Genomic DNA, 21,390 nt, shown 5'->3' on the forward strand with positions numbered 1-21,390 from the left:
CTCGGGGTGATGCTCAGGACAGCGGTTTTTCACCATACCAGCGCGGCGTGTAAACCCAGTCACCCCCGCTGGCGCGAGGGAAGGTGCAGGTCGTGGAAGAACCAATCAGCACCATGGTGCGCATGTCCACCTGCTCCGGCGTCAGTGCCCCCAACGTCGTGGTACGCAAAGTCTGACCCGGACGGCCGATGTCGCGACCCAACACCACGGGCGTTTCAGGTGCACGATGTTGCGCGACGATTTCCAGCGCCCGGCCCAGTTGCCACGGACGCGCGCGTGAAATCGGGTTGTAGAACGCCAGGGCCAGATCCGCTTCGGCGGCCAGGTCCAGGCGTTTTTCGATGATCGACCAGGGTTTGAGGTTGTCCGACAGCGACATCACGCAGAAGTCATGGCCCAGCGGTGCACCGGCCTGCGCGGCGGTGGCCAGCGAGGCCGACACGCCCGGGAGGATTTCCAGGTCGACGCTGTGCCATGCCGGATCAGCCGACTCGTGCAACGCTTCAAGCACCGCGGCGGCCATGGCGAACACGCCGGGATCGCCCGACGACACGACGATCACCGAGCGTCCCTCGGCTGCCAGCCTGAAAGCGTGGCGGGCGCGCTGCATTTCTTCACGGTTGTCGGTGCAGTGCTGCACCTGATCGTCGCGAAACGGCCCGGCCATGCGTACATAAGTTTCGTAGCCGAGTACATCGGTGGCGCGCGCCAGCTCGGCTTTCACCGCCGGCACCATCAGTTCGGCAGCACCGGGGCCGAGGCCGATCACGGCGAGACGGCCACGTGGCCGGCCAATGCTGGAAACATCCAATGGCTGCCCGGCGACCGCGATTGCCATGCCGTGGCCAGTCAGGACGGTTGCCGCTGGCACTGCGACTCGCGCCAGGGTTTCGATGTCGCTTTGTGCCGCGACAAAGCGCAGCGGCACACCCAGCTCAAGCGCCGCTTCACGCAATAGTGGCGAAGCCATTTGCGTCTCGCTGGCCAGCAGACAAGCCAGCGATTGCACGGCAACTTTCGCCTGCTGCAAGGCACTGCGAACGGCATCTGGCAAATCTGCAGTCTCAGCACTCACCGCCACCGCCACGCTGCGCGGATAGATCAGCAGCTCACTGGCACTCGCCTCACGCGCGGCACTGCCGACATGAATCGAGCGCTGTGCCTGCGGATCTTCCGGCAATTGCGCCTGATCCAGCCACGGCGCCGCGCCTTCGATGCGCACGCTGTGGCCGGCCAACAGGTCGGAAACAAACCGCTTGCCCAGTTCCAGATCGCCCAGTGCGTAACCACTCGGCGGATTGAGCAGGCACGTACCAAAACGCAACTCGCCGCTGGTGGTAATCGCCGCGGCGACTTGCAGCCCGTCGGCGATTTCCCGCGCCATGATGTTGACCCCGCCGAGGCCGCCCAACAGCGGCACCACGGCGCTGCCGTCTTCGGCCACCGCAAGTACCGCAGGCTCAGCGCCCTTCTCCAGCAGCAGCGGCGCCAGCGTGCGGATGACAATGCCGGCCGCGCACAGGGCAATGATCGGTGTGTCCTGCTGATACAACGCGCGCAGGGTCACGCCGAATTCCTGATACGTGCAATCGGCGCCTTCGACCCGCCCGGCGAGGCCGTGGATCTGCGCCGCCGGATAGACCTGCTGAATACGACGCGCGGTAGCCAGGCTGCCCTGACCGAGAATGACGATGGCTGGCGTGGATTGAGTCATCAGCCTTGCCACCGTTCGCCCGGCACGATGATCAGCGAGAAGTACGGCGACGACATCGGCTCGACCTGATCCATCGGTACGATCTTCTGATTGGCCATGGTTGCGCGCTCGACATACAGCGCGCGTTCGGCCAGACCGAGCTCTTCCAGCACCTGACGCACTTTCGGGAAGTTGCGCCCCAGCTTCATGATGACAGCGGCGTCGGCATCGGCCAGACGCCGCTTCAACTCTTCATGGGGCAACACGCCGGAAAGCACCGACAGGCTCTGATTGCGATACACCAGCGGCGCGCCGAGCACCGAAGCGCCGCCGAGCATCGAGCAGACGCCCGGCACCACTTGCGCTTCATAGCGCGTGGCGAGGCGATCGTGCAGATACATGTAGGAGCCATAGAAGAACGGATCGCCCTCACAGATCACTGCGACGTCACGACCGGCGTCCAGATGCGCGGCCACCGTTTCGGCGGCTTCATCGTAGAAATCGCTGATCACCTGCTCATAGGAAAGCGGCGCCGGCAGCGCTTCGGTGGTCACCGGGTAGACCAGCGGCAGCAGGTTCTGCGCCTCTTGCAAGTGCGCCTCGATGATGCCGAACGCATTGCCCTTTTTGCCCTTGGCGACGAAGTACGCCACCACCGGCGATTCGCGCAACAGGCGCAGGGCCTTGACGGTAATCAGTTCCGGATCACCGGGGCCGACGCCCAGGCCAATCAAACGTCCTTGAGCCTGCATCATTCGATCTCCGTGGCGAGGGCATTCACCGCAGCCGCAGCCATGGCGCTGCCACCGAGACGGCCTTGCATGATCACGAATGGCACGCCACGGCTGTCGGCGGCCAGAGCGGCTTTCGATTCGGCGGCGCCAACGAAACCGACCGGGAAGCCCAGAATCAGCGCCGGTTTCGGGGCGCCGGCATCAAGCATTTCCAGCAGATAGAACAGCGCCGTCGGCGCGTTGCCGATCACCACCACGCTGCCTTCCAGGTGTGGACGCCACAGTTCCAGCGCGGCGGCGGAACGGGTATTGCCCAACTCGCGCGCCAGCTCCGGCACGCTGTCGTCGCGCAGCGTGCAGATCACTTCGTTGTTGGCTGGCAGACGCGCACGGGTCACGCCTTCGGAAACCATGCGCGCATCGCACAGAATCGGCGCACCGGCCGCCAGTGCATCGCGCCCGGCCTTGCCCGCGCCTTCGGAGAACTGCAGACCGTCGATGGCTTCGACCATGCCGCAAGCGTGGATGACTCGCACTGCGAGTTTTTCCAGATCGGCCGGAATGCGCGCCAGATTGGCCTCGCTGCGAATGATCGCGAAGGAGTTGCGATAGATCTCCTGACCGTCGCGGATGTAATCAAGCATCAAGGGGGCTCCGAGAGCGGGCGGCGAGCAGGGTCGCGGCCGCTTCAATAGTAAGGTTGCGTGCGTGCAGCGCGCCGAAACCCGGCAGCGTGGCATCGCGAAAATAGAGGTCGTAATGACCGGCACTGACAGCCAGCAACGTCACCGGGGCACAGTGTGCAGCAGCGCAAGAGCGCGTGCAGCCGCTGAGGTGGACGTTGAGGGCTGAAGGCAACAAGGTCGCCAGATGGCGGGCGTCCTGTTTGGTGTCGGCCAGGCCTTTGCCGCAGCCATTGGAGCCGGTGCAGGCGATCAGGCGTGAGAGGGGTTGGGCAGCGCGGGTCAACAGGTGCAGTTGCTCAAGACCTTCCAGCACTTGCGCCGCATCGCTGGCTTGCACATCAGGCACCAGCAAGCTTTGCCAGGGTGTGAAACGCAGGCTGCCATTGCCGAACCGGCGGGCCAGTTGCGCGGCCCCGCGCAGCATTGCCGGATCGAGACGCCCCAGCGCCGGCACCGCACCGATGTACACTCGGTCCGGTGCATTTTGCGGATGAACGCCGATGTGCAGATCGTCCGCTGCGGCTGTGCGCTGCCAGTGACTGAGCGCCTTGATCGGCAGGTGCTTGCGCAGTTGTTCAAGAAACGCCGACAGCGGCAACTCATCGAGCAAATGACGCATGCGCGTCTGTTCGGGCCGCGCCGATTCAAGAAACAACTCCAGCACCGCCACCACCAGTGCATGGCCGTGCTCCAGCGCCACGGCGCCGAACGCACGATCCGTCGGGCTTCCGGCGAGGCCGAATGCCAGCAACACTTCACCGTCACGTTCGAATGCTGACAACCACAGGTCATGGCGATGCTCAAGCATCGCCAGCGCTTCACCGCCATCCAGTTGCACAGCGAACTTGGCGCTCAACTGGTGAAAACGTGGATGGCTTTGCAGGGTGTCGAGGATCTGCTCGGCAAGAGCGCGCGTGTCGAAGTGCATCTGCCGATCAATCCCGGCAGCGGGGCTGAGCATCAGGTTGCGCACATCGTCACCGGCCGCCGTGCGCGGGCCGAGACCGACGGCGAGCAAACGCTCAATCAATGCCGCAGATTGCTGGCCGATCCCACGGATTTGCAGATTGGCGCGGTTGGTCGCTTCGATGGCTCCGCTGGCGAACAGTTCGGCGGCATCAGCCACCGCGTCGGCCTGATCGGCACTGATCGAGCCGCCATTGAGCTTGATCCGGCAGATGCCGCCGTCCAGTGCCTGGACGATACGCAGCAACCCCGGGCAGGCCGAGGGGCGTAAGACGGTGGACATCGGGCGTTCGTTCAAGGGGCGGACCGGCTGCGTGGGAAAGGCGCTTCGCGGGCGAAGGCGCGGTATTATGCCTGCTTTGTCCGCTGGCATGAAAAGTCTGCCCGTCGGAACGGCCTGTTTAGAGGAATATAGATGTCACCCTGGCTGACGGTAGTGGGAATCGGTGAAGACGGCTTCAAGGGCCTGGGCAAAAACGCCCGGCGTGCCCTGCTGGGCGCCGCGCGGATCGTCGGTGGCCAGCGTCAACTGGATCTGCTGCCGGTGTGTATTCGCGGTGAGCGGCAATTGTGGCCGAGCCCGTTTTCCCTCGCACCGGTGCTTGAGCAGCGGGGCGAGGCGGTCTGCGTGCTGGCCAGTGGTGACCCGATGTTCTACGGCGTCGGCGCCAGTCTCGCCCGCCAGATGCCGAGCGAGGAGATGCTGATCCTGCCGGCACCGTCGTCGTGCTCGCTGGCCGCCGCGCGTCTCGGCTGGCCGTTGCAGGACGTGGTGACGCTGTCGCTGGTGGCCCGGCCACTGACGGCGCTCAATGCGCAATTGTTCAGTGGCGTGCGGCTGTTGTTGCTGAGCAATGACGGTCAGAGTCCGGCGGCGGTCGCGCAGTTGCTTTGTGAACGCGGCTTTGGCTCAAGTCGCATGAGCGTTCTCGAGCATCTTGGCGGCGACGCCGAGCGACGCATCGACAGCAGCGCCAACGCCTGGGACGGCGCACCGATAGCCGACCTCAATGTGATCGCCATCGAATGCCTGGCCGATCCACATGCCCCGCGACTTTCACGTTTGGCCGGGTTGCCGGATTCAGCATTCCAGCATGACGGCCAACTGACCAAGCGCGACGTGCGCGCCATCACCCTCGCCCGCCTCGCCCCGACCCCCGGCGAATTGCTTTGGGATGTCGGCGCCGGTAGCGGCTCGATCGGTATCGAGTGGATGCGCGCGCACCCGAGTTGCCGCGCCTTGGCCATCGAGGCCGATGATGGCCGTCAGCAATTGATCGAGTACAACCGCGATACGCTGGGCGTGCCCGGCTTGCAGCTGATTCGTGGCAAAGCACCGCTGGCATTGGCCGGACTGGAGCGCCCGGACGCGATTTTCATCGGCGGCGGCGTGACCCGTGAGGGCGTGTTCGAAACCTGCTGGGAACAACTCAAACCCGGTGGCCGCCTGGTCGCCAACGCGGTGACCCTGCAAAGCGAAGTGGCCCTGATGAACTGGCGCGAACGCTTCGGCGGCGAACTGACACGTATCCATGTCGCCCAGGCGCAGCCGCTCGGCGAGTTCGAAACCTGGCGTCAGGCGTTGCCGATCACCCTGCTCGATCTGGTCAAACCCCTCGATGCGTGACGAAACCGCCGAACAACCCGCGCCCTTGCGCAGCGGCCTGACCACCGGCAGCTGCGCCACCGCCACCAGCCTTGCCGCCGCGCGTCTGTTGCTTGGCGGGCTGTCGGCGGATGCGGTGCAGATCGTTTTGCCCAAAGGAAAACAGGTGCAGATGCGTCTGGAGTTCTGTCGTTTGACCGACGACGGCGCCGAGGCCGGGACGATCAAGGATGCCGGTGACGATCCCGACGTGACCCACGGCGCGCTGCTCTATTCGCGGGTGCGGCTGCTGAGTGAGCCGGGCATTCGTTTCAATGCCGGCGCAGGCGTTGGCACCGTGACGCGGCCGGGGCTGGTGCTGGGTGTCGGCGAACCGGCGATCAATCCGGTGCCGCGCAAGATGATCAGCGATCACCTGACACTGCTCGCTGCCGAAACCGGCTATGGCGGCGGCTTCGACATCACGGTCAACGTCGAAGGCGGCGAAGCGCTGGCGCTGAAAACCATGAACCCACGGCTGGGCATTCTTGGCGGGCTGTCGATCCTCGGCACCAGCGGCATCGTCCGGCCGTTCTCTTGCGCGGCTTACATTGCTTCGATCCACCAAGGCATCGACGTGGCGAAAACCAACGGTTATCTGCACATCGCCGCCTGCACCGGTAATGCCAGCGAAGACACCATGCGCCGGGTCTACGATCTGCCGGAAATCGCCCTGATCGAAATGGGCGATTTCGTCGGCGCGGTGCTCAAGCATTTGCGCAAAGTACCTGTGGATAAACTCAGCCTGTGCGGCGGTTTCGGCAAGATCAGCAAACTGGCGGCCGGGCACATGGACTTGCACTCGCGGCATTCGAGTATCGACTTGCCGCAACTGGCGGAGTGGGCGGCGGCGATTGGCGCGGACGAAGCGTTGCAGCAAGGCATTCGCGAGGCCAATACCAGTCAGCAGGCATTGGCGATGGCCAGTGCGGTGGGAATCGCCCTCGGAGATGAAGTCTGTCGACATGCATTGAATTTCGCCCGCGGCGTGGTGCCGGCGCAGGTCCAGGTCGAGGTGTTTGCGATTGATCGTCAGGGCGGGATTGTCGGGCATGCCGGAGGTTTTGCATGAAGCGGACTTTACTGCTCGGCGGCGTCACCGAAGCGCTGGCGATTGCCCGCACGCTGGGGCCGGAACATATTTATAGCCTGGCAGGTGTTGGCCGGGTGCCGACGGATCTGATCTGTCAGGTGCGGGTGGGTGGTTACGGTGGCGCTGAAGGACTGGCGCAGTTCATTCGTGACGAAGGCATCGACCTGTTGCTCGATGCCACGCATCCCTATGCCGCACAGATCAGCCAGAACGCCGCGACCGCCGCGCAACTGACCGGCATCCCCTGCTGGGCTTTGCGCCGTCCGGCGTGGCAGCCGCAATCCGGTGACGACTGGCGTGAAGTCAGTGACTGGGCCGAGCTGATCGCTGCCCTCAAGCCTTTCCGCCGCCCATTGTTCACCCTCGGCCGTGAACCGCTGCAACACCTCGATGAGATCCCTGCCGAACAGTTCTGGACCCTGCGCGCGCTCGACGTCTACCCCGGCAACGAACGCTGCGAAGTGATCGGCGCACGCGGGCCGTTTCTGCTGGAGGATGAGCGAGCGCTGTTCGAACGGCGGCAGATCGATGTGTTGATCAGCAAGAACAGCGGCAGCACCGCCACCGAGCCGAAGCTGGAAGTGGCGCGTGAGCGTGGGGTGCCGGTGCTGGTGTTGAAGCGGCCGGGGTTGCCAGAAGTTGATCGGGAGTTTGCCTCGGTCGACGAAATTCTCATGGCCCTCGCGACCGTTAACCTTATCTAAAAATACAAGCGCAGTTCTCACACACGCCTTCGCGGGCAAGTCGAATCGTCGCACCGCTGCTCCCACCGGGCTCGCGGGGTAAACAGGCTATGTGGTCGCCACCGACCACTGTGGGAGCGAGCCTGCTCGCGAAGACGTCGGCAAAGTCTGCACATCATTGCCTGACCCACCGCTTTCGCGAGCAGGCTCGCTCCCACAATGTCACGGGCTCGGCCGGATATCTGACTTGAATCCTACAAACGCGCCGGACACTGCCCACAACAACTTAACGAATCACTGACTATCGGCAGTCAGCGTCCACCTCTACGCTCAACGTCTTTGATTCCAAGGGCGCACACATCCAATGTCAGAAAAATTCTCCCGTTTCGACGTCAAGGATTACCTGAAAACACCTGTCGATCTTAGCGAATACATCAAGGGCTGTGAGATCGAAGACTCGGGCGATGGGCAGCTCAACCGGGTAGCACTTCGAGACGTCAAGCAGACCATTCGTGCACGAATAGAAAGCGACTCGAATTTCGCCCAGGCAATGCGAATCGAAGCCGCTACACTCATTTATAACGGCGAAATCGAGCTGGGGCGCAGGCTTCTCAAGCTCTTGCAGGAAGCGCTGCGACACCAAACCGCACGACGCTTTTTTACTTATCGGCCCTGATCAGGCTAAATAGCCGCGCCTGATCGCCCACCCAATGGATCTGTCCCATGAACCGACACCGGCTGGCAATTGCCTGGATCGCCTGCTTTGCAGTGCTGTTCAACATGCTCGCCATGCCGATGACCGGCGCGATGGCGCAGGCGGCCAGTTCACCGGCCGAGCAATTGCTCTGGAGCAGTTTCTGCACCGGCAGCGGGACGAAGATGGTGGCGATCAACATCGGCGCCACCGATCAAAAAGCCCCGACCAACGACACTCATTCGAACATGCAGCATTGCTGGTGCTGCTCGGGCTCGGCGCCATTGGTGGCGTTGCCGGGGCATTCGCCGCAGCTGTATTTCGCCCGCTATGAAAGCAATCGCAGCGTGGCGCCCGCCTTGCTGCAAACACCGACGCCGCGCCAGCAATGGCCGAGTCTCAATCCCCGCGCCTCCCCTCTGGTTTGATTTGTTCGCGCAATTGACCTGCGTTTCAAATCGTTCTGGAGAACTGCCATGTTGAACAAACTCATCGTCGTCGCTGCGCTGCTGTTGCCGGCGTGCTTTGCCCATGCTCACGAATACAAGGCCGGCGAGCTGGAAATCGCTCATCCGTGGTCGCAAGAGCTGCCGCCGAATGCGCCCACCGTTGCCGCCTACTTCGTCATTCACAACGCAGGCAAGACGGACGACCGCCTGCTCAGCGTCGACTCGCCCATCGCCCCCGAAGCGCAATTGCACGAGCACGTGATGCAGGGCGATCTGATGAAGATGCAGCAAGTGCCGAGCGTGGAAATTCCCGCTGGCGGCAACGTGACCTTCGCACCGATGGCCTATCACGTAATGCTGCTCAACCCGAGCGATCGCAGCCTACTCAGCGACGGCAAACGCTTCCCGCTGACGATGCATTTCGAGAAGGCCGGTGACGTCACCGTCGAAGTCTCGGTGCAGAAGAAACCGCCGGAAACCACGCAGGCCCACGCGCACGCTCAGTAAGCCCTCCGGCAGACTCCGCCCATGCGCCCGCTGAGCGCCAGGCCGCCACTGCAACGCCGTCAGACTCAACACCTGACTCGCGGCAGCTGGATCGCCCTGTTCGCCATGTTGATGATTTTCATCGGCCCACTGATTTCTCAGTCGATGCCGATGGATCAACACGCCTCGACTTCGATGCCGATGAGCATGGACATGTCGATGGACATGCCGGGCATGGATCACAGCGGCCATGATGCAAAACCCAGCGCCGAACACTGTCCGCCGCAATCCTCGCACCACGTGCTGTGGGAAAAGTGCGGCTATTGCAGCCTGCTGTTCAACTGCCCGGCGCTGACCGGAGCCGGCGATTTTGTCGCCTTCAATATCCCGCCGCTGAACACCTTCACCCCGCCCTCCCCGCGCCTGGGCCACGCCCGGCAACCCTTCTTCCCCGGAGCCCGCAGTCGCGCCCCGCCCATCGCAGCGTAAACACGCACCTTTGATTGCACACGGTTGAGAAGACAGCTTCAGGCTGCCGGCCGTGTCGTTTACGACTGTTTGATGGAAATTGTCATGTCCAGGTTTGCTGCTGTTCCACGCTCGGGCTGTGCCCCGGCATCCTTCGCTTTGAACGAATCGCGGATTCGTTTCAGGCACGCTACCGCCGTCCTTTGCGGCGTATTGCTGTCCCCGCAGGTGCTAGCCGATGATCACACCGCGCACAACGAAGAACTCAGCCCGACGGTGATTACTGCAATCGCCCCGAGTTCACCGCTGACCATCGTCACCAACCCCAAGGACCCGCGCCAACCAGTGCCGGCCAGTGACGGCGGCGATTATCTGAAAACCATTCCCGGTTTCGCCCTGGTGCGCAATGGCGGCACCAACGGCGATCCGGTACTGCGCGGGATGTTCGGTTCGCGCCTGAATATCCTCACTAACGGCAGCATGATGCTCGGTGCCTGCCCGGGCCGAATGGATGCGCCGACCTCGTATATCTCACCGGAAACCTACGACAAACTGACGGTGATCAAAGGCCCGCAAACCGTGCTTTGGGGCCCGGGCGCGTCGGCGGGTACGGTGTTGTTTGACCGTGAACCGGAGAGGTTCGGCGAACTCGGCACACGGGTAAACGCAAGCATCCTTGCCGGCTCTCACGGACGCTTCGACAAGGTCGTCGATGCCGCTGCTGGCGGACCGTTGGGCTACGTGCGGGTAATCGGCAACACCGCGCATTCCGACGATTACCGCGACGGCGACAACGACATCGTCGCCTCGCGTTACGACAAGTGGAACGGTGACATCGCGGTCGGCTGGACGCCGGACGCCGACACCCTGATCGAACTCACCGCCGGCAAGGGCGACGGTGAAGCACGCTACGCCGGACGCGGCATGGACGGTTCGCAGTTCTTGCGTGAAAGCCTCGGCCTGCGTTTCGAAAAATCCAACATCACCGACGTGCTGGAGAAACTCGAAGCACAGGTCTACTACAACTACGCCGACCACGTGATGGACAACTACACCCTGCGCACGCCGTCCGGCACCGGCATGATGTCGGGGCCTATGGCGTCCAACGTCGACCGCCGCACCCTCGGCGCACGGATCAAGGCCACCTGGCGCTGGGCTGATATTCAACTGATCACCGGCCTCGATGCGCAGACCAACGAACACCGTCAGCGCAGCGGCATGGGCATCGACACCTACAAGGATCAGCCGTACAGCAAGGACGCCGATTTCCATAACTACGGCGTGTTCAGCGAGATGACCTGGTACGCCGCCGACCGCGACCGGCTGATCAGCGGTGCCCGGGTCGACCGTGCCTCGGCCAAGGATTACCGGCAGACCACTGGCTCGGGAATGATGACTCGCCCGAACCCGACCGCCGACGACACCCGCGCCGATACCCTGCCGAGTGGTTTCATCCGCTACGAGCATGATCTTGCCGACAGCCCGACCACGCTCTATGCAGGTTTGGGCCACGCGCAACGCTTCCCGGATTACTGGGAGCTGTTTTCGCCCAAGTCCGGCCCGGCCGGATCGGTCAATGCGTTCGATTCGATCAAACCGGAAAAGACCACCCAGTTCGACTTCGGCGTGAACTACAAGAGCGCCGACCTCGAAGCCTGGGCCTCGGGTTATGTCGGCGTGGTACGCGACTACATCCTCTTCGACTACACCCCGGCAATGATGGGCATGAGCACCTCGCGCGCCGAGAACATCGACGCGCGAATCATGGGCGGTGAGCTCGGTGCCGCCTACAGACTCACCGACCACTGGAAAGCCGATGCGACCCTGGCCTACGCCTGGGGCAAGAACAGCAGTGACGGCAAGGCTCTGCCGCAGATGCCGCCGCTGGATGCACGCTTCGGTCTGACCTATACCGAAGATAACTGGAGCGCCGGCGCACTGTGGAGGGTGGTTGCCGCGCAAAACCGTATCGACCAGAACAAGGGCAACGTGGTCGGCAAGGATTACGACAAGAGTTCGGGCTTCGGCGTGTTCTCGCTAAACGGTGCCTATCGGATCAACAAGCACTGGAAGGTCAGCAGCGGCGTCGACAACCTGTTCGGCAAGGCTTACGCCGAACACCTGAACCTGGCGGGCAACGCCGGGTTCGGCTACCCGGCCAACGACCCGCAAGCGATCAATGAGCCGGGGCGCACGCTCTGGACCAAGGTCGACATGAGTTTCTAACACCCACCCACCCATGTGGGAGCGACGGTGCGACGATTCGACCTGCTCGCGAAGGGGACGGCACATCCAACGTTGATGTCGTCTGGCACGACGCCTTCGCGAGCAGGCTCGCTCCCACAAGGTTGCAGAACAACTAAAAGATCCAAGCCAAGCGGAGCACACGTGATGAAACAGCCCAAACCGAATTTCTACAACCTGGCCTGGCGTTGGCATTTTTACGCCGGCCTGTTCGTCGCCCCGTTCATGGTGATGCTGGCCCTGACCGGCATCATTTACCTGTTCAAACCGCAGCTCGATTCACTGATGTACAGCAGCCTGCTCAACGTCCCCGCCGGTCATCACACCGTCTCGGCCGATGACTTGCTGCAACGAGTAAAAAGCGCTTATCCACAAGGCCAGGTCAGCCAATACCTGCCACCGGTCAACGCCGAACGCAGCGCGCAGTTTGTCGTCAAGAACGCAGGTCACGAACTCAACGTATTCATCGACCCGTACCACGGCGACATCCTTGGCGAACAGGATGCCAAGCAAAACCTGCAAGCCATCGCCCGCGCCATTCACGGCGAATTGATGATCGGCACCGTCGGTGATCGCCTCATCGAAATGGCTGCCGGTTGGGGTGTGGTGCTGGTGGTGTCGGGGCTTTTCCTGTGGTGGCCGCGCGGTCAGGCAGCGGGCATTCTGTGGCCACGGCTGAACATTCGCGGTCGTGTACTGTGGCGTGATCTGCACGCGGTTACCGGGTTCTGGGGCGCGACCTTGCTGTTGGTGATGCTGCTCAGCGGCATGACCTGGACCGGTTTCTGGGGCAAGCAATATGCGCAAGTGTGGAACGTGTTCCCGGCCGCGATGTGGGACAACGTACCGACCTCCGACGTCGAGGCCCGCAGCCTCAACAGCGCCACGCGTCAGACCGTGCCCTGGGCGATGGAAAACACGCCGATGCCAATGTCCGGCGACCACGCCGAACACATGGCCCACGGCGGCGCCAACGCTGGCCCCGCAGCACCTGCCATCAGCCTGCAAGACGTGCAAAACATCGCCACCCAGCGCAAGGTCGAACCGGGCTACAGCATCACCCTGCCGACCACCGCCACGGGTGTATTCACCATCGCCGTGTTCGCCGATGACCCGCGCAACGACGCGACCCTGCATGTCGATCAGTACACCGGCAAGGTCCTCGCCGATGTCCGCTTCGAACAATACGGCAGCGTTGCCCGCGCCACGGAAATCGGCGTGATGCTCCACGAAGGCAAAATGTTCGGCACCTTCAACCAGATTGTCGTCCTGCTGATCTGCCTGATGATTCTGCTCAGCGCCGTCAGCGGCGTGGTGATCTGGTGGAAGCGCCGGCCACAGGGAAAATTCGGCGTACCACCGCTGCGCCATGACCTGCCGAAATGGAAAACCGGCGTGGTGATCATGCTGGCGCTGGCGGTGGTGTTCCCGCTGGTGGGGGCTTCGCTGGTGGTGGCGTGGTTGCTGGATCGATTGCTGCTGTCGCGGATGAACCGGCACACCGAGTCTGCCTCGACTTCATCCTGAAACCGCACCCGAGGTTTTCAACGCCAATCCCGTGCAGGCTCCCCTGCACGGGATTTTTTTGCGCCCCAATCTGGCGCGGCTGCCTGCACCAATGCCTCATGCGCGTCCCTTCATGGTGCAGCGCTCGGCAGCGCAAGCGCTCTAACACGACATTTTCTTGCCAAAACCCGACCGGGCACAGCCCTTGCAAAACACCCTTCAGTCGTCCGCATCTGCCAACCAAAAAAACTTCAAACGTTCATGGAGATCGCACAATGAAGCGTCGCAGTTTGATCAAGGCTTTCACACTCACGGCATCCATTGCCGCGATGGGCATGACCTGGACTGTCCAGGCCGCCGAGACCATCAAGGTCGGGATTCTGCATTCGTTGTCCGGCACCATGGCGATCTCCGAAACGTCGCTCAAAGACATGGCGCTGATGACCATCGACGAGATCAACGCCAAGGGCGGTGTGAACGGCAAGATGCTTGAGCCGGTGGTGGTTGACCCGGCGTCGAACTGGCCGCTGTTCGCCGAAAAGGGCCGGCAGTTGCTGACCCAGGACAAGGTTGCCGTGGTGTTCGGCTGCTGGACATCGGTGTCGCGTAAATCGGTGTTGCCGGTGTTCGAAGAACTCAACGGCCTGCTGTTCTACCCGGTGCAATATGAAGGCGAAGAAATGTCGCCGAACGTCTTCTACACCGGCGCCGCGCCGAACCAGCAAGCGATTCCGGCGGTTGAATACCTGATGAGCGAAGAAGGCGGCAGCGCCAAGCGCTACTTCCTGCTCGGCACCGATTACGTCTACCCGCGCACCACCAACAAGATCCTGCGCTCGTTCCTGCACTCCAAAGGCGTCGCCGACAAAGACATCGAAGAGGTCTACACGCCGTTCGGTCACAGCGACTATCAAACCATCGTCGCCAACATCAAAAAATTCTCGGCCGGTGGCAAGACTGCGGTCATCTCGACAGTCAATGGCGACTCCAACGTGCCGTTCTATAAAGAGCTGGCCAACCAGGGTCTGAAAGCTACCGACGTACCGGTTGTAGCGTTCTCGGTCGGCGAAGAAGAACTGCGAGGCATCGACACCAAACCGCTGGTGGGCAACCTCGCGGCATGGAACTACTTCGAGTCGGTGGAGAATCCGGTGAACAAGAAGTTCGTCGATGACTGGAAGGCCTATGCGAAGAAACACAACTTGCCGGGCGCGGATAAAGCGGTGACCAACGACCCGATGGAAGCCACTTACGTCGGCATCCACATGTGGGCACAGGCGGTTGAGAAAGCCAAATCCACTGACGTCGACAAAGTCCGCGAAGCGCTCGCCGGGCAGACCTTTGCCGCGCCGTCGGGCTACACGCTGACCATGGACAAGACCAATCACCACCTGCACAAACCGGTGATGATCGGTGAGATTCAGGCTGATGGTCAGTTCAACGTGGTATGGCAGACCGAAGGACCGATCCGCGCGCAACCGTGGAGCCCGTTCATTCAGGGCAACGACAAGAAGCCGGATTATGCGGTGAAGAGCAACTGAGTCTGACTTGAATTTTGGGCTGGGGCGGAGATCCTTCCCCCCTCACCCCAACCCTCTCCCCCAGAGGGGGCGAGGGGGAAGGGAGCAGATCTCTACGGCTTTCAGAACCTGAGTTCGACGCAGGAATGTCAGGTCGAGGTTGGATGCCCTGACAACTCGGTCAGTCCCCTCTCCCTTTGGGAGAGGGTTAGGGTGAGGGGCGGATTCACAGCCGGACACCGCTCCATCGGCCACCGCAAGAAAGGAAACACCACTAATGCCCACTGCCATACACCGCTTGCTTCTCGCCATCGCACTCTTGCTGCCGATGCTGGCCCACGCCGGCGATGCCGAAGACTTCGTCGCGGCCAATCCCGTGCAACAAGCCAAACTCCTGGAAACCTGGGCCGCGCAGCCCGATCCGGCCCGTATCGAATTGATCAACGCCCTGCAACAAGGCGAATTGACCATCGACGGCCAAGCCAAAACCCTGCGCCTGAATAACCGCCTGCGGGGTCTGATCGACACCGCCATGGCCAGCCATCAATTGCTCGCTGCCGACGCCAAAATCCGTCTGAATGCCGCGCAGCAATTGCAGAAAAGCGCGAAACCCGCGCAGCTGAAATTCCTCGACCAGCAACTGGCGGGTGAAAAAGACCCAAGCGTCCACGCCGCCCTGAGTCTCGCTCTGGCCAATCTGCAACTGGTCGACACTGACCCGGCGGTACGCCTTGCAGCAGTGAGACTGCTCGGCGAAACCGGCGATCCACTGGCCCATACGCGCCTCGAAGGTTTGCTCGAACCCGGCGTTGAAGCCGATACCAATGTGCGCACCGCCGCCGAAACCAGCCTCGCTCAAGTCAAACGCAAACTGCTGATCGGCGAAATCCTCGGCCAGGCCTTCAGCGGTATGTCGCTGGGTTCGATCCTGCTGCTCGCCGCACTCGGTCTGGCGATCACCTTCGGCCTGCTCGGCGTGATCAACATGGCCCACGGCGAAATGCTGATGCTCGGCGCCTACTCGACGTACGTGGTGCAGCTGATGTTCCAGCGCTACGCACCGCAAGCCATCGAGTTCTACCCGCTGATCGCGCTGCCGGTGGCGTTCTTCGTCACGGCGGCGATCGGCATGGCGCTGGAGCGCACGGTGATTCGTCATCTCTATGGCCGACCACTGGAAACCCTGCTCGCCACCTGGGGCATCAGCCTGATGCTGATTCAACTGGTGCGCCTGCTGTTCGGCGCGCAGAACGTTGAAGTCGCCAACCCGGCGTGGCTGTCCGGTGGCATTCAAGTGCTGCCGAATCTGGTGTTGCCGTACAACCGCATCGTCATCATCGCTTTCGCGCTGTTCGTGGTGGTGCTGACGTGGCTGCTGCTGAACAAAACCCGCCTCGGTCTCAACGTCCGCGCCGTCACCCAGAACCGCAACATGGCGGCCTGCTGCGGCGTGCCGACCGGGCGCGTCGACATGCTCGCCTTTGGCCTCGGTTCAGGCATCGCCGGCCTTGGCGGTGTAGCGCTGAGCCAGATCGGCAACGTCGGCCCGGACCTCGGCCAGAGCTACATCATCGACTCGTTCCTGGTGGTGGTGCTCGGCGGCGTCGGCCAATTGGCCGGTAGCGTGCTGGCGGCCTTCGGCCTCGGTATCGCCAACAAGATTCTCGAACCGCAGATCGGTGCGGTGCTCGGCAAGATCCTGATCCTCGCGCTGATCATTCTGTTTATCCAGAAACGTCCGCAAGGCCTCTTCGCACTGAAAGGACGGGTGATCGACTGATGAACCAGCCTCTGTTAGTCACGGCCACACAAAAGGCCGGGCCGAAAGTCACGATTTTGGTCGGCGCGGTGATCCTCGCCCTCCTGATCGCCCTGCCGTTGCTGTCATTGCTGCCAGCGGAAAGTGCTCTGTCGGTCTCGGCGTACACGCTGACGCTGGTCGGCAAAATTCTCTGTTATGCCATCGTCGCGTTGGCACTGGATCTGGTTTGGGGTTACGCCGGGTTGCTGTCGCTGGGTCACGGTCTGTTCTTCGCCCTCGGCGGTTATGCGATGGGCATGTACCTGATGCGTCAGGCCGCCGGCGATGGTCTGCCGGCGTTCATGACCTTTCTGTCGTGGAGCGAATTGCCGTGGTACTGGACCGGCACCAGCAGCTTCGTCTGGGCCATGTGTCTGGTGGTGCTGGCGCCGGGTTTGCTGGCGCTGGTGTTCGGTTTCTTCGCCTTCCGCTCGCGGATCAAAGGCGTGTATTTCTCGATCATGACCCAGGCCCTGACCTTCGCCGGCATGCTGTTGTTTTTCCGCAACGAAACCGGGTTCGGCGGTAACAATGGCTTCACCAATTTCCGCACGATTCTCGGTTTCGGCATCACTGAACCGGGCACCCGCGCGGTATTGTTTCTGGCCACGGTGTTGTTGCTGGTGGCGAGCCTGTTCATCGGCTGGCGCCTGGCGCAGAGCAAGTTCGGCCGCGTGCTGACGGCGTTGCGTGATGCGGAAAACCGCTTGATGTTCTGCGGCTACGACCCGCGTGGTTTCAAGTTGTTCGTGTGGGTGTTGAGCGCGGTGCTGTGTGGTCTGGCCGGTGCGTTGTACGTGCCGCAAGTGGGCATCATCAACCCGAGCGAAATGTCGCCGACCAACTCGATCGAGGCTGCGGTGTGGGTTGCCCTTGGCGGCCGTGGCACGCTGATCGGGCCGTTGCTTGGCGCCGGTGTGGTCAACGGCATGAAGAGCTGGTTCACCGTGGCGTTCCCGGAGTATTGGCTGTTCTTCCTCGGCGCACTGTTCATCGTCGTGACGCTGTACCTGCCCAAAGGCGTGATCGGTCTGCTGAAGAAACGAGGTGAACAATGAGAATCACGGCAAGCGCTGAATTCATGTTGGAACCGGCCTTCTTTCCCGTCGAACCGAACAAGGACGCCGGCACCAGCCGCGACTCGATCGGCCTCGGTCAGCGCGTCGGTCCGGGTCTCGACACCCGTCACGGCACGATCCTCACACTGGAAGACATCAGCGTCAGCTTCGACGGCTTTCGTGCGCTGAATAATCTGAATCTATACATCGGCGTCGGCGAACTGCGCTGCATCATCGGCCCCAACGGCGCGGGCAAAACCACGCTGATGGACGTGATCACTGGCAAGACCCGACCGAGTCACGGCAAGGCGTGGTTCGGTGAAACACTGGACCTGACGCAGATGAGCGAAGTGCAAATTGCTCAGGCCGGCATCGGTCGCAAGTTTCAAAAGCCGACTGTGTTCGAGGCTTTGAGCGTGTTTGAAAACCTTGAATTGGCGCAGAAGACCGACAAGTCGGTGTGGGCCAGTTTGCGTGCGCGGTTAAGTGGCGAGCAGAAGGACCGGATCAGCGAAGTGCTGGAGACGATTCGCCTGACCACCTCGGTCAATCGCCCGGCCGGGTTATTGTCCCACGGGCAGAAGCAGTTTCTCGAGATCGGCATGTTGCTGATGCAGGACCCGCAACTGCTGCTGCTCGATGAGCCGGTGGCGGGGATGACCGATGCGGAAACCGAGTTCACCGCTGAGTTGTTCAAGAGCCTGGCGGGCAAGCATTCGTTGATGGTCGTGGAGCATGACATGGGCTTTGTCGGCTCGATTGCCGACCATGTCACCGTGTTGCATCAAGGCAGCGTTTTGGCGGAAGGCTCGCTTGAGCAGGTGCAGGAAAACGAGCGCGTGATCGAGGTCTATCTCGGCCGCTAAGGTATGCGAATACAAAACCTGTGGGAGCGAGCCTGCTCGCGAAAGCGATGCATCAGGCGATGAAGATGTTGAATGTCAGTCCGCATTCGCGAGCAGGCTCGCTCCCACAGGGTTCTGTGTGTAACAGAAGGAATTTGAACATGCTGCAAGTCGACAAGCTGCATCAGTACTACGGCGGTAGCCACATCCTCCGTGGCCTGTCTTTCGACGTTAAGGTCGGCGAAGTCACCTGCCTGCTCGGCCGTAACGGCGTCGGCAAGACCACCCTGCTCAAATGCCTGATGGGCCTGCTGCCCGCCAAGGAAGGCGCGGTGAACTGGGAAGGCAAAGCGATCACCACGTTCAAACCGCACCAGCGCGTTCACGCAGGAATCGCCTACGTACCACAGGGCCGCGAGATCTTCGGACGCCTGACCGTGGAAGAGAATCTGTTGATGGGCCTGTCGCGTTTTCCCGGCAGTGAAGCGAAAGAAGTGCCAAGTTTCATCTACGAACTGTTCCCGGTACTGCTACAAATGAAGCAGCGGCGCGGCGGTGACCTCTCCGGCGGTCAGCAACAGCAATTGGCAATTGGCCGCGCACTGGCCAGTCGTCCGCGCTTACTGATCCTCGATGAGCCGACCGAAGGCATTCAACCTTCGGTGATCAAAGAGATCGGCGCAGTGATCAAGAAACTCGCGGAACGCGGTGACATGGCGATTTTGCTGGTCGAGCAATTCTACGATTTCGCCGCAGAACTGGCTGATCAATACCTGGTGATGTCCCGGGGCGAGATCGTGCAGCAGGGTCGCGGTGAAAATATGGAGGCCGAAGGTGTACGCGGGCTGGTAACGATCTAGTACAACGAACTAATCTGTAGCTTCCTAACGATAATTACAAACCATGAATTCGACTGTTTCACCTGCCCTGTTTACCCCGAGCTGGCACGCCGAGCTGGAACTGGCTTACGCCCGTTTCGGCGACTGCACGCGTCCGGTCATGCGCCGGCACCTCGGCCCGCTACGGGTGCAAAAACACCTTTACGCCGAAGGCCCCGAGGTCTGCCAGCACATCATCGTCCATCCGCCGGGCGGGATTGCCGGCGGTGATCGCCTCGATATCAGCGCCCGCGTCGAGCACGACGCCTGGGCGCAGATCACCAGCCCCGGCGCGGCCAAATGGTATCGCGCTGGTGGGCCGGCTTATCAGAAACTTGACTTGAAAGTGGCAGCCGGGGCGACGCTGGAATGGCTGCCGCAGGAGACTATCGTCTACAGCGCTGCTCAGGCTGAGCTGAGCACTTCGATTGATCTTGAAGGTGACGCGCGGTTGTTTTACTGGGACGTGGTGGCGTTGGGGCGTCCGGCCAGTGGCGAGCGTTTTGATCGCGGGCATTTTCAGGCGCACCTGGATATTCGCCGCGACGGGCAATTGCTCTGGCATGAGCGCCAGCGCATTGTCGGCGATGACGGTTTGCTTGATTCGCCGATCGGGCTGGATGGTCATCCGGTGTTTGCAACGTTGTTGGTCACGGGTGAAATTAATGCTGAGTTGCTGGAGCGTTGCCGCTCGCTGGGCCATGAGGTGCGCGGGGATTTGACCCAGTTGCCGGGGTTGTTGGTGGCTCGGTGTCTGGCCAGCGAAGCATTGCTCGCCCGCGCCTGGCTTATCGATTTATGGCGCTTGCTCAGACCGGCCCTGCTCGGGCGTGACGCGATTTCTCCCAGAATATGGAGTACCTGAAAAAGCCCCTCACCCCCCGCCCTCTCCCGGAGGGAGAGGGAGAGGGAGCCTGACCGAGTCGCCTGAAATGATTCAACTGCCTGAAAAAACACTGCTGACTGAACCGGCCATTGAAAACAACCGGGTTCAGTCCCCTCTCCCTCGGGAGAGGGCTAGGGTGAGGGGTGGCTCCAACTGACACCCCGCGCCCGCAAGAACCTCACAAAACTGCCCTGATGGAACCCCACAATGGACCTGACCCCACGCGAAAAAGACAAGCTGCTGATCTTCACCGCCGGCCTCGTCGCCGAGCGGCGTTTGGCGCGCGGCGTGAAACTCAATTACCCGGAAGCCATGGCCTACATCTCCGCCGCACTGCTCGAAGGCGCGCGTGACGGCCAGACCGTCGCCGAGCTGATGCACTTCGGCACCACCCTGCTCAGCCGCGAACAAGTGATGGAAGGCATTGCGGAAATGATTCCGGAGATTCAGGTTGAAGCGACGTTCCCCGACGGCACCAAACTGGTCACCGTCCACCAACCGATCGTTTGAGGCCGCGCCATGACTTACTCCATTCGCGATGCCGTTCACGCCGACCTGCCGGCGATCCGTGACATCTACAACGACGCCGTACTCAACACCACGGCGATCTGGAATGAACAAGCCGTCGACCTCGGCAACCGTCAGGCGTGGTTCAGCGCGCGTCAGGCCCAGGCTTATCCGATTCTGGTGATCGTCGACGCCGACAACAGCGTGCTCGGCTACGCTTCCTTCGGTGACTGGCGACCGTTCGACGGCTTTCGCCACACCGTCGAGCACTCGGTTTATGTGCGCAGCGACCAGCGCGGCAACGGCCTCGGCCCGCGACTGATGACAGCGCTGATCGAGCGGGCCAGAACCTGCGGCAAACACGTGATGGTCGCGGCCATTGAAAGCGGCAACGCTGCCTCGATTCGCCTGCACGAACGCGCCGGTTTCAGCATCACCGGGCAAATGCCGCAAGTCGGCACCAAATTCGGCCGCTGGCTCGACCTGACCTTCATGCAACTGACCCTCAACCCTGGCGCGGAGCCGCCTGACGCCAACAAGGAGTGACA

Annotated in this window: 21 protein-coding genes; 17 read left to right on the forward strand and 4 right to left on the reverse strand. The window is 61.9% G+C overall.

The window, feature by feature from the left end:
• Positions 1-13: 13 nt before the first annotated feature.
• From cobJ to cobG, 4 genes are read right to left on the reverse strand one after another with little or no spacing between them, the layout of a single operon-like run.
• Entirely contained in the window at positions 14-1,714 is a 1,701-nt protein-coding gene (cobJ, locus tag L8H52_RS20255) for a precorrin-3B C(17)-methyltransferase (RefSeq protein WP_242208450.1), read from the reverse strand.
• A complete protein-coding gene (locus L8H52_RS20260; RefSeq protein WP_045122954.1) occupies positions 1,714-2,445 on the reverse strand; it encodes a precorrin-2 C(20)-methyltransferase in 732 nt (243 codons plus the stop codon). Before L8H52_RS20260 ends, cobJ begins: the two co-directional genes overlap by 1 nt.
• Positions 2,445-3,071, reverse strand: coding sequence for a precorrin-8X methylmutase (locus L8H52_RS20265; RefSeq protein WP_064117254.1), 627 nt, complete (start codon positions 3,069-3,071; stop codon positions 2,445-2,447). The genes L8H52_RS20260 and L8H52_RS20265 overlap by 1 nt, the downstream gene beginning before the upstream one ends.
• On the reverse strand, positions 3,064-4,362 hold the full coding sequence (gene cobG, locus L8H52_RS20270; protein ID WP_277930465.1) for a precorrin-3B synthase: 1,299 nt from the start codon (positions 4,360-4,362) through the stop codon (positions 3,064-3,066). The genes L8H52_RS20265 and cobG overlap by 8 nt, the downstream gene beginning before the upstream one ends.
• A 132-nt stretch (positions 4,363-4,494) precedes the next feature.
• Here cobG and cbiE point away from each other — a divergent pair, with 132 nt between their 5' ends.
• From cbiE to L8H52_RS20355, 17 genes are all read left to right on the forward strand, one after another.
• Positions 4,495-5,706 (forward strand): precorrin-6y C5,15-methyltransferase (decarboxylating) subunit CbiE, encoded by a 1,212-nt coding sequence (gene cbiE / locus L8H52_RS20275; protein WP_242208452.1) that lies wholly within the window; start codon positions 4,495-4,497, stop codon positions 5,704-5,706.
• Positions 5,699-6,796 (forward strand): cobalt-precorrin-5B (C(1))-methyltransferase, encoded by a 1,098-nt coding sequence (locus tag L8H52_RS20280; protein WP_242208453.1) that lies wholly within the window; start codon positions 5,699-5,701, stop codon positions 6,794-6,796. The genes cbiE and L8H52_RS20280 overlap by 8 nt, the downstream gene beginning before the upstream one ends.
• Entirely contained in the window at positions 6,793-7,521 is a 729-nt protein-coding gene (locus L8H52_RS20285) for a cobalt-precorrin-6A reductase (RefSeq protein WP_242208454.1), read from the forward strand. The genes L8H52_RS20280 and L8H52_RS20285 overlap by 4 nt, the downstream gene beginning before the upstream one ends.
• A 343-nt stretch (positions 7,522-7,864) precedes the next feature.
• The gene (locus tag L8H52_RS20290) at positions 7,865-8,176 is read left to right on the forward strand and encodes a hypothetical protein (protein ID WP_064388729.1); all 312 of its coding nucleotides are present in this window, start codon (positions 7,865-7,867) and stop codon (positions 8,174-8,176) included.
• Positions 8,177-8,223: 47 nt separating this feature from the next.
• Positions 8,224-8,622 carry a DUF2946 domain-containing protein gene (locus L8H52_RS20295; RefSeq protein ID WP_242208455.1) on the forward strand — a complete coding sequence of 133 codons (399 nt, stop codon included), beginning with the start codon at positions 8,224-8,226 and terminating at the stop codon, positions 8,620-8,622.
• Positions 8,623-8,670: 48 nt separating this feature from the next.
• Entirely contained in the window at positions 8,671-9,150 is a 480-nt protein-coding gene (locus L8H52_RS20300) for a copper chaperone PCu(A)C (protein WP_242208456.1), read from the forward strand.
• A 21-nt stretch (positions 9,151-9,171) separates the two neighbouring features.
• Positions 9,172-9,618: a DUF2946 domain-containing protein gene (locus tag L8H52_RS20305; protein ID WP_242208457.1), complete on the forward strand. Its 447-nt coding sequence runs from the start codon at positions 9,172-9,174 to the stop codon at positions 9,616-9,618.
• Between the two features lie 84 nt (positions 9,619-9,702).
• Entirely contained in the window at positions 9,703-11,823 is a 2,121-nt protein-coding gene (locus tag L8H52_RS20310; RefSeq protein WP_242208458.1) for a TonB-dependent copper receptor, read from the forward strand.
• A 165-nt stretch (positions 11,824-11,988) separates the two neighbouring features.
• Positions 11,989-13,368 (forward strand): PepSY domain-containing protein, encoded by a 1,380-nt coding sequence (locus L8H52_RS20315; RefSeq protein WP_242208459.1) that lies wholly within the window; start codon positions 11,989-11,991, stop codon positions 13,366-13,368.
• 254 nt (positions 13,369-13,622) lie between these two features.
• Entirely contained in the window at positions 13,623-14,888 is a 1,266-nt protein-coding gene (urtA, locus tag L8H52_RS20320) for an urea ABC transporter substrate-binding protein (protein WP_064117243.1), read from the forward strand.
• Positions 14,889-15,144: 256 nt separating this feature from the next.
• On the forward strand, positions 15,145-16,647 hold the full coding sequence (gene urtB, locus L8H52_RS20325) for an urea ABC transporter permease subunit UrtB (protein WP_242208460.1): 1,503 nt from the start codon (positions 15,145-15,147) through the stop codon (positions 16,645-16,647).
• Positions 16,647-17,726 (forward strand): urea ABC transporter permease subunit UrtC, encoded by a 1,080-nt coding sequence (urtC, locus tag L8H52_RS20330; RefSeq protein WP_242208461.1) that lies wholly within the window; start codon positions 16,647-16,649, stop codon positions 17,724-17,726. The genes urtB and urtC overlap by 1 nt, the downstream gene beginning before the upstream one ends.
• On the forward strand, positions 17,723-18,592 hold the full coding sequence (gene urtD / locus L8H52_RS20335; RefSeq protein ID WP_242208462.1) for an urea ABC transporter ATP-binding protein UrtD: 870 nt from the start codon (positions 17,723-17,725) through the stop codon (positions 18,590-18,592). Before urtC ends, urtD begins: the two co-directional genes overlap by 4 nt.
• A 140-nt stretch (positions 18,593-18,732) precedes the next feature.
• Positions 18,733-19,431 carry an urea ABC transporter ATP-binding subunit UrtE gene (gene urtE / locus L8H52_RS20340; protein WP_242208463.1) on the forward strand — a complete coding sequence of 233 codons (699 nt, stop codon included), beginning with the start codon at positions 18,733-18,735 and terminating at the stop codon, positions 19,429-19,431.
• A gap of 43 nt (positions 19,432-19,474) precedes the next feature.
• The gene (locus L8H52_RS20345) at positions 19,475-20,314 is read left to right on the forward strand and encodes an urease accessory protein UreD (protein WP_242208464.1); all 840 of its coding nucleotides are present in this window, start codon (positions 19,475-19,477) and stop codon (positions 20,312-20,314) included.
• Between the two features lie 228 nt (positions 20,315-20,542).
• A complete protein-coding gene (gene ureA / locus L8H52_RS20350) occupies positions 20,543-20,845 on the forward strand; it encodes an urease subunit gamma (protein ID WP_016984788.1) in 303 nt (100 codons plus the stop codon).
• A 9-nt stretch (positions 20,846-20,854) separates the two neighbouring features.
• Positions 20,855-21,388, forward strand: coding sequence for a GNAT family N-acetyltransferase (locus L8H52_RS20355; protein WP_242208465.1), 534 nt, complete (start codon positions 20,855-20,857; stop codon positions 21,386-21,388).
• The last annotated feature ends 2 nt before the right edge of the window (positions 21,389-21,390 follow it).

Origin of the sequence: Pseudomonas sp. CROZ-RG-20F-R04-15 (genome assembly GCF_022662375.1) — a bacterium.
Lineage (GTDB): Bacteria > Pseudomonadota > Gammaproteobacteria > Pseudomonadales > Pseudomonadaceae > Aquipseudomonas.

Bases quoted from the DNA above. Each gene is read 5' to 3' on its own strand.
- cobJ (WP_242208450.1), bottom strand. From the start codon at position 1,714: ATGACTCAATCCACGCCAGCCATCGTCATTCTCGGTCAGGGCAGCCTG.
- L8H52_RS20260 (WP_045122954.1), bottom strand. From the start codon at position 2,445: ATGCAGGCTCAAGGACGTTTGATTGGCCTGGGCGTCGGCCCCGGTGAT.
- L8H52_RS20265 (WP_064117254.1), bottom strand. From the start codon at position 3,071: ATGCTTGATTACATCCGCGACGGTCAGGAGATCTATCGCAACTCCTTC.
- cobG (WP_277930465.1), bottom strand. From the start codon at position 4,362: ATGTCCACCGTCTTACGCCCCTCGGCCTGCCCGGGGTTGCTGCGTATC.
- cbiE (WP_242208452.1), top strand. From the start codon at position 4,495: ATGTCACCCTGGCTGACGGTAGTGGGAATCGGTGAAGACGGCTTCAAG.
- L8H52_RS20280 (WP_242208453.1), top strand. From the start codon at position 5,699: ATGCGTGACGAAACCGCCGAACAACCCGCGCCCTTGCGCAGCGGCCTG.
- L8H52_RS20285 (WP_242208454.1), top strand. From the start codon at position 6,793: ATGAAGCGGACTTTACTGCTCGGCGGCGTCACCGAAGCGCTGGCGATT.
- L8H52_RS20290 (WP_064388729.1), top strand. From the start codon at position 7,865: ATGTCAGAAAAATTCTCCCGTTTCGACGTCAAGGATTACCTGAAAACA.
- L8H52_RS20295 (WP_242208455.1), top strand. From the start codon at position 8,224: ATGAACCGACACCGGCTGGCAATTGCCTGGATCGCCTGCTTTGCAGTG.
- L8H52_RS20300 (WP_242208456.1), top strand. From the start codon at position 8,671: ATGTTGAACAAACTCATCGTCGTCGCTGCGCTGCTGTTGCCGGCGTGC.
- L8H52_RS20305 (WP_242208457.1), top strand. From the start codon at position 9,172: ATGCGCCCGCTGAGCGCCAGGCCGCCACTGCAACGCCGTCAGACTCAA.
- L8H52_RS20310 (WP_242208458.1), top strand. From the start codon at position 9,703: ATGTCCAGGTTTGCTGCTGTTCCACGCTCGGGCTGTGCCCCGGCATCC.
- L8H52_RS20315 (WP_242208459.1), top strand. From the start codon at position 11,989: ATGAAACAGCCCAAACCGAATTTCTACAACCTGGCCTGGCGTTGGCAT.
- urtA (WP_064117243.1), top strand. From the start codon at position 13,623: ATGAAGCGTCGCAGTTTGATCAAGGCTTTCACACTCACGGCATCCATT.
- urtB (WP_242208460.1), top strand. From the start codon at position 15,145: ATGCCCACTGCCATACACCGCTTGCTTCTCGCCATCGCACTCTTGCTG.
- urtC (WP_242208461.1), top strand. From the start codon at position 16,647: ATGAACCAGCCTCTGTTAGTCACGGCCACACAAAAGGCCGGGCCGAAA.
- urtD (WP_242208462.1), top strand. From the start codon at position 17,723: ATGAGAATCACGGCAAGCGCTGAATTCATGTTGGAACCGGCCTTCTTT.
- urtE (WP_242208463.1), top strand. From the start codon at position 18,733: ATGCTGCAAGTCGACAAGCTGCATCAGTACTACGGCGGTAGCCACATC.
- L8H52_RS20345 (WP_242208464.1), top strand. From the start codon at position 19,475: ATGAATTCGACTGTTTCACCTGCCCTGTTTACCCCGAGCTGGCACGCC.
- ureA (WP_016984788.1), top strand. From the start codon at position 20,543: ATGGACCTGACCCCACGCGAAAAAGACAAGCTGCTGATCTTCACCGCC.
- L8H52_RS20355 (WP_242208465.1), top strand. From the start codon at position 20,855: ATGACTTACTCCATTCGCGATGCCGTTCACGCCGACCTGCCGGCGATC.